This is a genomic window from Pseudarthrobacter sp. AG30, assembly GCF_003116525.1.
Classification (GTDB): domain Bacteria; phylum Actinomycetota; class Actinomycetes; order Actinomycetales; family Micrococcaceae; genus Arthrobacter.
This window is the reverse complement of the sequence record NZ_QEHL01000006.1, coordinates 74,337-88,035: the sequence shown is the minus strand read 5'-3', so window position 1 is coordinate 88,035 and position 13,699 is coordinate 74,337. Positions and strand designations below refer to the sequence as shown.

Genomic DNA, 13,699 nt, shown 5'->3' with positions numbered 1-13,699 from the left:
CCATGGAAACCGCACTCATCGCCTGCCCTGCCTGCGGAAAGACCAACCGGGTGCCGGTCCGGGCAGCCGGTCATCCGCGCTGCGGCAACTGCAAGGCTGACCTTCCGTGGATTGTGTCTGCCGGCGACGCGGACTTTGCCGAGGTCGCCGAGCAATCGGCAGTGCCGGTCCTGGTGGACTTCTGGGCCGCATGGTGCGGGCCCTGCCGGATGGTCAGCCCCGTCCTGGACAAGCTGGCGCGGGAGCGGCCGGGAAAGATCAAGCTGGTCAAGGTGGACGTGGACACGTCTCCCGGTTTGTCGCGGCGGTTCGATGTCCAAGCCATTCCGACACTGATGGTGATCGTGGACGGCAAGGTGGTGGCCCGCCAAGCCGGCGCCGCACCGGCGGACGTCCTGCGTTCCTGGCTGGACCGGGCACTCGCCGGCGCGCAAACCTGACGCCGGCCGCCAGGTCGTGCGGGCGCCGCTACCGGGACGCGGCAGGAAGCCGCGACACGCCCTCGAGGAGTTCCTGCTTCCGGCCGCACAACGCGATCCGCACCCAACCCTCGCCAATGGAGCCGAATGCGGTCCCCGGCGCCAACGCCACACCGGCGTCCGCCAGGAAGCGCCGCACCCAGGCCCGCACATCGCCGCCGGTCGCGTGGGACAGATCGGCCCACAGGTAGAACGCACCCTGCGCCGGGAGGAAACGGATCCCCTTGGCAGCCAGTACCGCTGAGGCGGCATCCCGGTTCTCCCGGTAATGCCGATGTGCGTGCCGGACGTAGTCCTGCGGCCCGGTCAGGGCGGCGAGCGCCGCATACTGCGGGGCGGACGCTACACAGGACACGATCGACTCCATGACGTTGTCCATTTTCTGCTTGAGGCCCGGCGGGCAGATGAGCGCGCCAATCCGCAGTCCGGTGAGGCCGTACGTCTTCGACAGCGTCAGGGAGGTGAACACGCGGGCCCCTTCCGGGGTGCCGGCGTCGAACCGTGCCGGGCTCACGTGCGGCACATCGTAGGTGAACGCCTCGTAGCACTCGTCGGAGATGACCCAGAGATCGTGCCGGCGGGCCAGGTCCATCAGGTCCCGGACCAGGTCCTCGCCCAGCACGGCCCCCAGCGGGTTTGACGGTGAGTTGAGCACCAGCACGCGGGTGCGGCCGGTGATGAGGGCCTCGACGTCGGCCACCCGGGGTTGGAAGTTGTGGTCCGGGTGCAGCGGGTACTGCACGGGCACGGCATTGAGCAGCCGGCTGGTCATGGCAAAGGTGGGATAGCCCGGGTTGGGGATCAGGATCTCGTCACCCGGGGAGAGCAGCAGGCTCATGGCCAAGTGCAGGCCCTGCTGCGCGCCGGACACCACGTAGACCTGGTCGGCCCCGACATCGACGCCCTGGTCCTGGCGGAACCTGGCCGCGAACGCCTCGCGGAGGGCCGGGATCCCCGCGTTGGGCGTGTAGTTGGTTTCATCGCGGTCCAGGCAGGCGATGCCGGCGTCCAGGACGTGGCGGGGGAGCGGGAAGCCGGGCTCGCCGATGCTCAGCACCAGCGCGTCCGGCGTGCGCCAGGCGGCCTCGGTGATCTCGCGGATCTGGTTGACGGGCACGTCGCGGACGTGGGCGGCAAGCTCGGGCATGCCAGCCATCCTAGCCGTCCATGTCCGCCCTCCGCCTGGCGTGCGGGCGCCCCAACCTGCGCCGATATACTGGGAGGCGTGCTTTCTGGACTGGTGATAGTGGACAAGCCGCAGGGATGGACCAGCCATGACGTGGTTGGCCGGATGCGGCGCCTCGCAGGTACCCGGAAAGTGGGGCATGCAGGCACCCTCGACCCCATGGCCACCGGCGTGCTGGTCCTCGGCATCAACAAGGCCACCCGCCTGCTGACCTACATTGTGGGCACCTCCAAGACCTACACGGCCACCATCCGGCTGGGCCAGTCCACCGTGACGGACGACGCCGAAGGGGAGGTCACCGCCACGGCCGGCACGTCCGGGGTGGGCGAGCAGGCAATTTACGACGGCGTCGCAGCCCTCACCGGCAGGATCGAGCAGGTGCCCAGCAGCGTCAGCGCCATCAAGGTCAACGGCGAACGCGCCTATGCACGGGTGCGCTCCGGCGAGGACGTCAAGCTGGCCGCCCGCCCCGTCACCATCCACCGGTTCGAGGTCCATGCCGTCAGGCGGGATCCGGACGCGGACGTTATCGACCTCGATGTCACGGTTGAATGCTCCTCCGGCACCTACATCCGTGCCCTCGCCCGGGACCTCGGCAACGCCCTCGGCACCGGCGGGCACCTCACCGCCCTCCGGAGGACCCAAGTGGGCCCCTACTCGCTGGACCAGGCGCGGACCCTTGAAGAGCTCGCCGAGGAACTCACCATCCTGGAAATGTCACAGGCCGCCCGGGCCCTGATGCCCAACCGTGAGCTGACCGCCGAGGAGACTACGGAAATCTCCTTCGGCCGGCGGATCGCTTCCGGAGCCTCCACAGGTACCGCGGGCGCTGCCACGGCGGAACACCCGGCCGCAGCCTTCGCCCCCGACGGCACCTTGGTGGCCCTCCTCGCCGACGCGGGCAGCTACGCCAAACCGGTGCTGGTCTTCGCCCCCGGCACCGGCCCGGCAGCGACCGCCGCCGCGGAGGCATAGGCGTGGATGCATATTTTTGGATCATCCTGGTGGTCGGCCTGGTGTCCACGGTGCTTTGCGTCGGTGCCGGAATCCTGAAGAAAGCGCCCAACGACGTCACCATCCTGTCCGTCGCCGCGGTCGAACTGGCCCTCGTGGTCTACCTGGTGGGTTCCATCGTGCGGGTCATTGCCGGCGAACGCATTGCAGGCGAAGCCTGGGAATTCTGGGGCTACATGGCCACCGCCATGCTCCTGCCCCCGGCAGCGGCGTACTGGTCCATCCTGGAACGGACCCGGTGGAGCAACTTTGTCCTGGCCGCCGTCGGCGTCACCGCACTGGTGATGGCCGCGCGGATGAACCAGATCTGGTACTGAAGTGGAAGAAGCAAAACAAATGAAAGACCAGCAGGCCCGCCCGGCCGAGGACGCACCCGCCCGCAACACCCGCAATACCGGGCCCGGCAGGCTGCTGATCGCGGTCTATGGGGTGTTCGCGATCTCCGCCACGGCCCGCGCCGGGTACCAGATCCTCACCAAATTCTCCGAGGCCCCGCTGGCCTACCTGCTCTCGGCCTTCGCCGCCCTGGTCTACGTAGTGGCCACCGTCTCCTTGGCCAAAGCAGGCAGCACCTGGTTCAAGGTCTCCGTAGCGGCCGTCCTGGTGGAACTGGCGGGTGTCCTGGTGGTGGGGACCCTGAGCGTCCTGGACTCCGTGCAGTTCCCGCACGAGACGGTCTGGTCGCTGTTCGGCCGCGGCTACGGCTTCATCCCGCTGCTGCTGCCCATCCTCGGGCTGGCGTGGCTGTACCGCCGCCGCCCGTCCCAGGCCAAGGCCGCGCAGTGAATCCGGGTAACCTTGAAGAGTTCCGCGGCCGGCCTGGCCCCGGGACACAGATTTTGCAGGCAGCTTAAGGCGAGGGTGATGGTCTACATCTGGAACGATCCGTCCGATGTCCCGGCGGACTTCGGCCCATCCGTTGTCACGTTCGGCAATTTCGATGGCGTTCACCGCGGCCACCAGCAGGTGCTCTCCCAGTTGATCCGCTCGGCCCGCCTCGCGCACGCCAAGGCCGTGGCCGTCACCTTCGACCCCCACCCTGCGCTGATCCACCGCCCCGAGGCCGCGCCGGAACTGATCATGGGCCTGGAGGACAAGCTTGAGGCCCTGGGCGAGCTCGGCCTGGACGCCGTCCTCGTGGTCAAGTACTCCCTGGACCTCGCCAGCCTGACGGCCGAGGAATTCGTGGAGCAGTACCTGGTGGACTGCCTGCACGCGAGCCACGTTGTCATCGGCCACGACGCCCGATTCGGCCGCGGCAACTCCGGTGACCTGGACACCATGAAGGCGCTGGGCAAAAAGTTCGGCTTCGATGTCCAGGTGATCAGCGAATTCGGCTCAGAGGGCTACCCGCTGCACGGCGACGAAGCCACCGACCGGCGCTGCTCGTCCACCTGGGTGCGCGAGGCGCTGCAGGAGGGCGACGTCGCCACCGCTGCCGCGGTGCTGGGCAGGGCCCACCGGATGCGCGGCGAAGTGGTCCACGGTGCCGCCCGCGGCAGGGCGCTCGGTTTCCCCACCGCAAACCTCGCCTCCAATGCCTCGGGACTGATCCCGGCCGACGGCATCTACGCAGGCTGGCTGGTGGACCAGGCCGGAACGCGCTGGCCGGCGGCGATTTCGGTGGGCTCCAATCCCACGTTCGACGGCGTCAGCCGGCAAGTCGAGGCACACGTCATCGACCGGCCCAAGGAAGCCGTGGAGGACTTCGATCTGTACGGCCAGACAGTGATCGTGGAATTCGTCGAACGGTTGCGGGGCATGGTGGCCTATCGTGGCCCTGAGGCCCTGGTGGAACAGATGCGGCTGGATGTGGCGCAGGCCCATCAACTCCTCGCCGCCCGCTGACAGCACTGCCGGGGCCCTGACAACGAAAGGCAGTGCGTGTCCGTCGAAAAGAACACCCGCAAGCTCGATGAAGGGATTGTCCGCGACTTCAGCTCGCGGATGAGCTACGCCTCCTACCTGCAGTTGCCCACGCTGCTTAGTGCCCAAAAGCCGGTCAGCGAGCCGGAACACCACGACGAGATGCTGTTCATCATCCAGCACCAGACCACCGAGTTGTGGCTGAAGCTGGTCCTGCACGAGCTGCGCAGCGCCGCCGCCTGGCTGCGGGCCGACGACCTCGGCTCGGCGCTGAAGGGCATTGCCCGGGTCAAGCACATCCAGAAGACCCTCACCGAACAATGGTCCGTACTGGCCACCCTGACCCCCACCGAGTATTCGCAGTTCCGCGGCTTCCTGGGGAATTCCTCGGGCTTCCAGTCCGCCCAATACCGGGCGGTCGAATTCGTGCTGGGAAACAAAAACCGCAAGATGCTGCCGGTCTTCGAATCCGATCCCGAGGCCCACGCCATGCTGGCGGAACTGCTTGCGGCCCCCAGCATCTACGACGAGTTCCTCGCCTACCTGTCCCGGCGCGGATTCGACGTGCCCGCTTCCGTCCTGGACCGGGACGTGACGCGCGCCCATGAGTTCACCCCGGACCTGGTCCCGCTCTTCAAGCACATCTACGAAAACGCGGCAGAGAACTGGGCCGCTTACGAGGCGTGCGAGGAACTGGTGGACCTGGAGGACAACTTCCAGCTCTGGCGGTTCAGGCACCTGCGCACCGTTCAGCGGACCATCGGCATGAAGACAGGCACGGGTGGTTCCAGCGGGGTCACCTTCCTGCAGAAGGCGCTGGAGCTGACATTTTTTCCGGAACTATTTGCCGTCAGGACGGAGATCGGACAATGAGCATCCACCAGGACGGCCCCACCGGCGTGACCACTGAGGCGCTGCACCGCCGGGCGGCGGAGCTGGACCGCCAAGACCCGCTGGCAACGTACCGGGACCATTTCATCGGAACGGACACCCCGCTGTCCTACCTTGACGGCAATTCCCTGGGCCGGCCCCTGAAACGGACCGCCGACGACGTCGCCGCCTTCGTCCGGAACGAATGGGGCGGCCGGCTCATCCGCGGCTGGGACGAACAGTGGCTCGCCATGCCGCAGGCCACCGGAGACCAGCTGGGCCGCGCCGTCCTGGGCGCGGCCCCGGGACAAACGATCATTGCCGATTCCACCACCGTGGTGCTCTACAAGCTGCTCCGCGCCGCGCTGGCCGCCGTGCCGGACCCGGACCGCAACGAGCTTGTGCTCGATACCGGGAACTTTCCCACGGACCGCTACCTGGTGGAGGGCATTGCCCTGGAAGAGGGGCTGACCCTCCGGTGGATCGACCCCGATCCGGCAGCCGGGGTGACCCTTGACCAGGTGCGCCAGGCCACCGGGCCGCGGACCGCCGTCGTGCTCCTCAGCCAGATCGCCTACCGTTCAGGGCACCTGGCTGACCTGCCCGGAATCACCGCGGCAGTGCACGACGCCGGCGCCTTGGTGGTGTGGGATCTTTGCCACTCCGCGGGGTCGGTAGAGATCGGCCTGGACGGCGCGGACGTGGACTTCGCCGCCGGCTGCACCTACAAGTACCTCAACGGCGGCCCGGGCTCACCTGCCTTCGCGTACGTCAACGCCCGCCACCTGCCGGCGCTCAACCAGCCCATCTGGGGTTGGATGGGCCGCAAGGACGCTTTTGAGATGGCCGCCGGCTATGAACCGGCGGCAGGTATCCGCGGCTTCCTCAGCGGCACTCCCGCCATCTTCGGCATGATCGCCATGCAAGGCACCCTGGACCTCATCGAGGAAGCCTCGATGGCTGCTATCCGGACGAAGTCAGTGGCACTGACCGCCTTCGCCATCGATGTCTTCGACGCCTGGCTCGCCCCGCTGGGTGCCGAACTGGCTTCGCCCAGGGACGCGGGGGAGCGGGGCGGCCACATCACCGTGGACCACCCGGACTTCAGCAAAGCCACCGTGGAAGCGCTCTGGGACGGCGACGTCATCCCGGACTTCCGCTCACCGCACGGGATCCGGGTTGGGTTGTCGCCGCTGAGCACCAGCTTCGCCGAGGTCCTCGACGGCATGGCCGCCATCCGGGACCGGCTGCAGGGCTGACGCCCGGCGCCGGAGCGGGCCGCGGGTCCGCCCGGACTGTTTCGACAAGGTTAGGCCCGGCCCGGTAAACTGGACGATGGATCCGGCTGCAGTCCGTGGCGGCTGGGTCCTGTCGTTGCGGCTTTCCCGGGTTTCCGGGACAGGACGTGCATGGCAGACCCGGCAGTGAACTTCTGACCTGGGCCCTCACGGCACATTCCCAAGGAGTTATTGTGGCACTTGACGCCGCTGTAAAGCAGTCCATCATCAAGGAATACGCAACCGCCGAAGGCGACACCGGTTCACCCGAGGTCCAGGTTGCCGTCCTGACCCAGCGGATCAAGGATCTGACTGAGCACATGAAGGAGCACAAGCACGACTACCACACCCAGCGCGGTCTGCTGGCCATGGTTGGTCGTCGCAAGCGTATGCTGAGCTACCTCAAGAAGACTGACATCGCCCGCTACCGTACGCTCATCGAGCGTCTCGGCCTGCGCCGCTAGTCTGGCTTTGGGGCGGCCCTTTCCCTCCGGAACGGGCCGCCTTCTTCAAATGAAAAACTAAACAGGAGGATCAACCGCATCACGCATTCGCGGTCCTCGGTAGTGATCCCCGGGAACGGCTTCGTTGACTGAAGCCAGCGGCCCGTGGGTCTCGATCGATGACCGGGTGCAAGGGCCAGTAGACAGATGCTGGGCTGGGTTGATGCGGCTGGACTTCCGTGAAACAGAAACGGAGGTGACTCTCTTGGAGGGTCCCGAAATCCAGTTCTCAGAGGCTGTCATTGACAATGGCCGCTTCGGCAAGCGTGTAATCCGCTTTGAAACCGGCCGCCTCGCCAAGCAGGCCGCCGGCGCAGCCATGGTGTACATCGACGACGACACCGCGCTGCTGTCCGCCACCACCGCAGGCAAGCACCCGCGTGAAGGCTTCGACTTCTTCCCGCTGACGGTCGACGTCGAAGAGCGCATGTACGCTGCCGGCCGCATCCCGGGCTCGTTCTTCCGCCGCGAAGGCCGCCCCTCCACCGAAGCCATCCTGGCCTGCCGCCTGATGGACCGCCCGCTGCGCCCCGCTTTCATCAAGGGCCTGCGCAACGAGGTCCAGATCGTCGTCACCGTCCTGGCCATCAACCCGGACGAGCTCTACGACGTTGTGGCCATCAATGCCTCCTCGATGTCCACGCAGCTGTCCGGCCTGCCGTTCTCCGGCCCGATCGGCGGCGTCCGCGTTGCCCTCGTTGCTGACGAGCACGGTTCGCAGTGGGTTGCGTTCCCCAAGCACTCCCAGCTGGAGAACTCGGTCTTCAACATGGTGGTTGCCGGCCGCGTTGCCGGCGACGACGTCGCCATCATGATGGTTGAAGCCGAAGCCACCGACAACTCCTGGAACCTCATCAAGGAACAGGGCGCCACCGCCCCCACCGAAGAGGTCGTGGCCGAAGGCCTCGAGGCCGCCAAGCCGTTCATCAAGGCTCTCTGCGACGCCCAGGCCGATCTCGCCGCGCGTGCCGCAAAGCCCACGGTCGAGTTCCCGGTCTTCCTGGACTACGAGGACGACGCTTACGCCGCCGTCGAATCCGCTGCCGCCGACAAGCTGGCAGCTGTCTTCCAGATCGCCGACAAGCAGGAACGCGACAACGCCTCCGACGCGCTCAAGGACGAAGTCCTGGCGGGCCTGGCCGGTCAGTTCGAAGGCCGCGAAAAGGAGCTGTCCGCTGCTTTCCGCTCGGTCACCAAGCACGTTGTGCGCCAGCGCATCCTCAAGGACCAGGTCCGCATTGACGGCCGCGGCCTGACGGACATCCGCCAGCTCACCGCCGAGGTCGAGGTCCTGCCCCGCGTTCACGGTTCGGCCATCTTCGAGCGCGGCGAGACCCAGATCATGGGTGTCACCACGCTGAACATGCTCAAGATGGAACAGCAGATCGACTCGCTGTCGCCGGTAACGCGCAAGCGCTACATGCACAACTACAACTTCCCGCCGTACTCCACCGGTGAAACCGGCCGTGTGGGCTCGCCCAAGCGTCGCGAAATCGGCCACGGCGCCCTGGCCGAACGCGCCCTGGTGCCCGTCCTGCCGTCGCGCGAGGAGTTCCCCTACGCCATCCGCCAGGTGTCCGAGGCCCTCGGTTCCAACGGCTCGACGTCGATGGGTTCCGTCTGCGCCTCCACCCTGTCCCTGCTGAACGCCGGTGTGCCCCTGAAGGCCGCCGTCGCCGGTATCGCCATGGGCCTGGTGTCCGACCAGGTTGACGGCCAGACCCGCTACGCGGCACTGACCGACATCCTCGGCGCCGAAGACGCCTTCGGCGACATGGACTTCAAGGTTGCCGGTACGGCCGAGTTCGTCACCGCCATCCAGCTGGACACCAAGCTCGACGGTATCCCCGCCTCGGTGCTGGCTGCAGCGCTGAAGCAGGCCCGCGAAGCCCGCCTGCACATCCTCGAGGTCATCAACTCGGCCATCGACACCCCGGACGAGCTCTCCGAGTTCGCACCGCGCGTCATCGCCGTCAAGATCCCCGTGGACAAGATCGGCGAGGTCATCGGCCCCAAGGGCAAGATGATCAACCAGATCCAGGAAGACACCGGCGCCGACATCTCCATCGAGGACGACGGCACGGTCTACATTGGCGCCACCAACGGTCCGTCTGCAGATGCAGCACGCTCCGCCATCAACGCCATCGCCAACCCGCAGGTCCCGGAAATCGGCGAGCGCTACCTGGGTACGGTCGTCAAGACCACCACCTTCGGTGCCTTCGTGTCGCTGACCCCGGGCAAGGACGGCCTCCTGCACATCTCCGAACTCCGCAAGCTGGCCAACGGCAAGCGCGTGGACAACGTCGAAGACGTCGTCTCCGTGGGCCAGAAGGTCCAGGTTGAGATCACCAAGATCGATGACCGCGGCAAGCTCTCGCTCGCCCCGGTCGTCGCCGAGGAAGAGGCTCCGGCCGACACCGAGCGCGTCCACGCCACGGAGCCGGCTGAAGGCGCTGACGTCTAACAGCCCTCGCTTGGCACCAGCATGAATCGGCGGGACCGGTGGATGATCCACCGGTCCCGCCGCTGTTACGATGGCAGCCAGATCCGGCTGCCCGTCCTGAAAGGCTTCAATGACTGTTGTACCCCTGCCGCTTGAGCAGAACCACGCCGGCGACACCCTGGTCCATGGCTCCGACGGCGGGTCCGAAGTCCGCCGTTCCGTGCTGCCCGGGGGAGTGCGGGTACTGACGGAAGCGATGCCGGGCCAACGGTCGGCCACGATCGGCTTTTGGGTGGGCGTCGGATCCCGTGACGAGGCGCCCGGCCAGCACGGTTCCACGCACTTCCTTGAGCACCTCCTGTTCAAAGGCACCCGCCGGCGCACCGCCCTGGAGATCGCCTCGGCGTTTGATGAGGTGGGCGGAGAATCGAATGCCGCCACCGCAAAGGAAAGCACGTGCTACTTCGCCCGTGTCCTGGATTCGGACCTGCCCATGGCGATCGATGTCATTGCGGACATGATCACCGGCGCTGTCCTGGACCCGGATGAGATGGAGCAGGAACGTGACGTCATCCTTGAGGAAATCGCCATGGACAGCGATGACCCCACCGACGTTGCGCACGAACACTTTGTGGCCGCCGTCCTGGGCAGCCACCCCCTGGGACGGCCGATCGGCGGGACCCCCGCAGCGATCAAAGCCGTGGCCCGCGACTCCGTGTGGGACCACTACCGCAAGTACTACAAGCCGCAGGAACTGGTCATCACCGCCGCGGGCGGCCTGGACCACGACGTTGTCTGCGGACTCGTGGTGGACGCCCTCGAATCCGCCGGATGGTCGCTTGAGCCGGATGCGGCCCCGGTCAGCCGGCGCCCCACCGAACGCGCCCAAATCACCGGAACGGCGGGACTGCACGTGGTCAAGCGCGCAGTGGAACAGGCCAACATCATCATGGGGTGCCCCACCATCGTTGCCACGGATGAGCGCCGCTACGTCATGAGCGTCCTGAACGCCGTCCTGGGCGGCGGCATGTCCTCCCGGCTTTTCCAGGAAATCCGCGAGAAGCGCGGTTTGGTGTACTCCACCTACTCCTTCGCCTCGTCCTACGCCGACGCCGGCTACTTCGGGATGTACGCCGGCTGCACTCCGTCAAAGGTCCGCCAGGTGCTGGACCTGCTGGGCGTGGAGTTGGACAAACTCGCGGAGCACGGTATTTCAGGCGATGAATTGCGCAAGGCCGTGGGACAACTCGGCGGCGGGATCGTCCTGGCGCTGGAAGACACCGGGTCCCGGATGTCCCGGCTGGGCCGGGCCGAACTGGTCTCCGGCGAATACCAGGACATCGACGAAACCCTGCGCCAGATCAAAGCCGTCACTGCGGAGCAGGTCCAGGAACTGGCCGCCGAACTCGCCGCCGCGCCGCGCACTGTCACCGTGGTGGGCCCGTTCGACGAAGACGAGACGTTCGGGTTGTAGCCGCCGCGCCGCGCACCGTCACCTTGGTGGGCCCGTTCGACGAGCGCACCGTCACCTTAGTGGGCCCGTTCGACGAGCGCACCGTCATTTTGGTGGGTCCGTTCGACGAGACCGAAACCTTCGGCCTGTGGCACCCTGCGCCGCGGAGACGCTGGCGGCCCGGCTCTGCAGAGTACATCCTGAGTAGGAATGATCTTCGGCAGGGGAAGGCGGAACGGTGAACGGGCCAGGAGCGAAGCACGGACATCCGGAGTTAACGAACCTGCTGGGTCACTGGGAGGGCTACACACACGTTGCTGCCGGCCCTTGGGGGCCGGAACACCGCGTGAGCGCCCAAGTGTCCTACACGCAGGTTGCCGGGGGTCTCGGCGTGGTGCAGAGCTACCGGCACGTCGAACCGGACGGCAGCCACTTCGAGGGCCACGGCATATTCACGATCGATCCGGTCCACAACGACGTGCTGTGGTATTACGTTGACAGCACCGGCGTGCCGCCCGGCAACGCCGCCCGCTGCACCTCGCGCGACGGTGTCATCCGTGTTGAACGCCGCAATGCCGGAGGCTGGACGCGCCACTCGATTGAGGTGGCGAACGGTGTCCTGACACACGTCACCGAATTGCGTTCGCACGGGCGTAACGACGGCGACGATGCCCCGGAGGCGGGTGTGGACGGCAAGGCTTCGCCCTACTCACCATTCATGCGCTCGGAATTTCACCGCGCCGGAGGCGGGGGCTAGGACGCCGCCTCGAGGATGCGCGATTTTGGCGCACCGGCGAGCGCAGGGGCGTCGGCCGGCGAACGCCATACCTGTGTTTGGAGGTTCGAGAGCAACTGCTCTGCCTGGGCCAGGTCCGCGAAGTCGAGTTCCACAACAACATATTGCGGTTCGCCCACGGGCCGGCCTATCCGGTGCGCGAGAACCCCTGACGCGGACCGGCCCACCGGATCCCGGTCGAATGCCGCCTTCCATGTGCTGAAATCTGTGATTCTGTGTTCGATCTGCAGGGTGAACATCCCCGTCTCCTTACTCGTCCCGCCAGGTTGGAGGACGCTCCACGCTGCTAAAGCTAGATGGTCCGGGCTGCGGCGGGTATCCCAGAATTCTGGGTGGCAGCGCCGCCGGGTCGCGCGGGATTGCCGGAGCATACTTGGAACATGACCAAGGGCTGGGCTGCAAACCGGAGCCAGGAGCGCATCCGACTCCTGGCAGGCTCGGACCTGGATCACCAAGCCCTCCGGACAGCGATTCTGGCAGAAGTGGCCACCATGGTGCCTTTCGATGCATTCGTTTGGCCGTTGTGTGATCCCGTCACGACGGTGGGGATGGCGCCGAGGGCCAGGACTCCCTGCCCCCAGGAATTGCCCACACTTATCCGCCTCAAGTACCTCTCCCGGGCGGGCCGCTGGACCGAGCTGATGCGTTGGCCGGAGCCGGCGGAATCCCTCCTGAAGGCAACGCAGGGAGAGCCCTCCCGCAGCCCGGTGTGGAGTGGCGTGTTGCAACGCTATGGCGTCCGCGATGTCCTGTCCGCCGTGTTTGCCGACAAGTATGGGTGTTGGGCCTGGCTCGATTTGTGGCGGACCGGCGATTCGGTCCCCTTCACGGACGAAGAAACTGCCTACCTGGGCGAGCTGGCAGCGGCAGTGACCGCCGGCCTGCGGAGGTCCGTAGCCAGGCAATTTTGGATTCGACCGGACCCGGAACCTGGCCCGGACCAGGCATCCGGGACAGGATCCGGGCAGCCCGGATTGCCGGAGCAGGCTGTCCTCACCCTGGACGACGATCTGGCGATAGCTGGCCGAACGGCGTCCGTGGACGACTGGCTCCAGCTGCTTCAGCCTGGTCCGGTCCCTCACCACCAGGTGCCGGCTGAGGTGTTGAACGTTGCGGCCCAGCTGGCGGCACGGGAAGCGCTGGTGGACACCCACCCCGCGGAATGCAGGGTCTACGTCGGGGCGGGCCGCTGGGCCTCCCTGCGGGCCAACCGCATGGAGTCGGAGGTGTCCGGACCCACTCCACCGGTGGCCGTGACGATTCAGGCCAGCACGCCTGCCGCGAGGCTTGACATGTTTGCCCGGGCGTTTGGCCTGTCACCCCGGCAGGGGGAACTGCTCTGGCTCACTGCGGCAGGGGCCGATACGGCAGCCATGGCGGACGCCCAGGGCGTGACGCCGTACACGATCCAGGACCAATTCAAGCAACTCTTCCAGACATGCGGAGTCCACAGCCGGGTGTCCCTGCTGGCCATGGCCCTGGGCACGGGAGCCAGGGCCTAGCGGTGGGCTGTTGGCTTCCGGAGCCACCGCCTGAGACACATTCGTTCATCGGAAGTTCCTACCACAAGACGACGTCCCATCGCCTCGCCGGGTCTGGCGGCAGGAGGAACGGCATAGCGTAGAAGTCGTCCCACACAGGATCTGTTGGAGGGAGTTGATCCGGCTCAATCAAGTTCCCGTCAGGCTCCTCTCTTTCCGGCTCCTCCGCTTCCGGATCCGGGCACGCTGGGAGTTCGGCAAGCGGGAGGGTTCCTGGTGGCCAGTGGGTTGGTTGGGGGTCTGGGTGTTTGGGTTTGTAGTGTCGGCCGGT

At 66.7% G+C, this 13,699-nt stretch carries 14 protein-coding genes; 12 read left to right on the top strand and 2 right to left on the bottom strand.

Annotated features, from left to right (window positions below; all coding sequences use genetic code 11):
• Positions 1 to 2: 2 nt before the first annotated feature.
• Positions 3 to 440 carry a thioredoxin gene (trxA, locus tag DC347_RS07230; protein WP_109044916.1) on the top strand — a complete coding sequence of 146 codons (438 nt, stop codon included), beginning with the start codon at positions 3 to 5 and terminating at the stop codon, positions 438 to 440.
• A gap of 28 nt (positions 441 to 468) precedes the next feature.
• Here the strand turns inward: trxA and DC347_RS07225 are convergent, their stop codons facing one another.
• Positions 469 to 1,626, bottom strand: coding sequence for a pyridoxal phosphate-dependent aminotransferase (locus DC347_RS07225; protein ID WP_206073896.1), 1,158 nt, complete (start codon positions 1,624 to 1,626; stop codon positions 469 to 471).
• Positions 1,627 to 1,704: 78 nt separating this feature from the next.
• Between DC347_RS07225 and truB the strand changes: the two genes are divergently transcribed.
• From truB to DC347_RS07170, 10 genes are all read left to right on the top strand, one after another.
• Complete coding sequence (gene truB, locus DC347_RS07220; protein ID WP_109044914.1) at positions 1,705 to 2,640, top strand: tRNA pseudouridine(55) synthase TruB; 936 nt, start codon at positions 1,705 to 1,707, stop codon at positions 2,638 to 2,640.
• A gap of 2 nt (positions 2,641 to 2,642) precedes the next feature.
• Complete coding sequence (locus tag DC347_RS07215; RefSeq protein ID WP_018763484.1) at positions 2,643 to 2,996, top strand: hypothetical protein; 354 nt, start codon at positions 2,643 to 2,645, stop codon at positions 2,994 to 2,996.
• A gap of 19 nt (positions 2,997 to 3,015) precedes the next feature.
• Positions 3,016 to 3,465 carry a hypothetical protein gene (locus DC347_RS07210; protein WP_018763485.1) on the top strand — a complete coding sequence of 150 codons (450 nt, stop codon included), beginning with the start codon at positions 3,016 to 3,018 and terminating at the stop codon, positions 3,463 to 3,465.
• A gap of 78 nt (positions 3,466 to 3,543) precedes the next feature.
• Positions 3,544 to 4,527, top strand: a complete 984-nt coding sequence (locus tag DC347_RS07205; protein ID WP_018763486.1) for a bifunctional riboflavin kinase/FAD synthetase — start codon at positions 3,544 to 3,546, stop codon at positions 4,525 to 4,527.
• A 36-nt stretch (positions 4,528 to 4,563) separates the two neighbouring features.
• Positions 4,564 to 5,418 carry a tryptophan 2,3-dioxygenase gene (gene kynA / locus DC347_RS07200; protein ID WP_109044913.1) on the top strand — a complete coding sequence of 285 codons (855 nt, stop codon included), beginning with the start codon at positions 4,564 to 4,566 and terminating at the stop codon, positions 5,416 to 5,418.
• Positions 5,415 to 6,674, top strand: coding sequence for a kynureninase (locus DC347_RS07195; protein ID WP_109044912.1), 1,260 nt, complete (start codon positions 5,415 to 5,417; stop codon positions 6,672 to 6,674). The genes kynA and DC347_RS07195 overlap by 4 nt, the downstream gene beginning before the upstream one ends.
• Before the next feature lie 212 nt (positions 6,675 to 6,886).
• Entirely contained in the window at positions 6,887 to 7,156 is a 270-nt protein-coding gene (gene rpsO, locus DC347_RS07190) for a 30S ribosomal protein S15 (protein WP_018763489.1), read from the top strand.
• 244 nt (positions 7,157 to 7,400) lie between these two features.
• On the top strand, positions 7,401 to 9,659 hold the full coding sequence (locus DC347_RS07185) for a polyribonucleotide nucleotidyltransferase (protein ID WP_109044966.1): 2,259 nt from the start codon (positions 7,401 to 7,403) through the stop codon (positions 9,657 to 9,659).
• A gap of 109 nt (positions 9,660 to 9,768) precedes the next feature.
• A complete protein-coding gene (locus tag DC347_RS07180; RefSeq protein WP_018763491.1) occupies positions 9,769 to 11,112 on the top strand; it encodes a pitrilysin family protein in 1,344 nt (447 codons plus the stop codon).
• A 217-nt stretch (positions 11,113 to 11,329) separates the two neighbouring features.
• Complete coding sequence (locus DC347_RS07170) at positions 11,330 to 11,848, top strand: DUF1579 family protein (RefSeq protein ID WP_109044910.1); 519 nt, start codon at positions 11,330 to 11,332, stop codon at positions 11,846 to 11,848.
• On the opposite strand, the gene DC347_RS07165 is transcribed toward DC347_RS07170, so the two are convergent.
• Complete coding sequence (locus tag DC347_RS07165; protein WP_109044909.1) at positions 11,845 to 12,126, bottom strand: hypothetical protein; 282 nt, start codon at positions 12,124 to 12,126, stop codon at positions 11,845 to 11,847. The genes DC347_RS07170 and DC347_RS07165 overlap by 4 nt on opposite strands.
• Before the next feature lie 141 nt (positions 12,127 to 12,267).
• Between DC347_RS07165 and DC347_RS07160 the strand changes: the two genes are divergently transcribed.
• Positions 12,268 to 13,389, top strand: coding sequence for a LuxR family transcriptional regulator (locus DC347_RS07160; protein ID WP_109044908.1), 1,122 nt, complete (start codon positions 12,268 to 12,270; stop codon positions 13,387 to 13,389).
• Positions 13,390 to 13,699 lie beyond the last annotated feature (310 nt).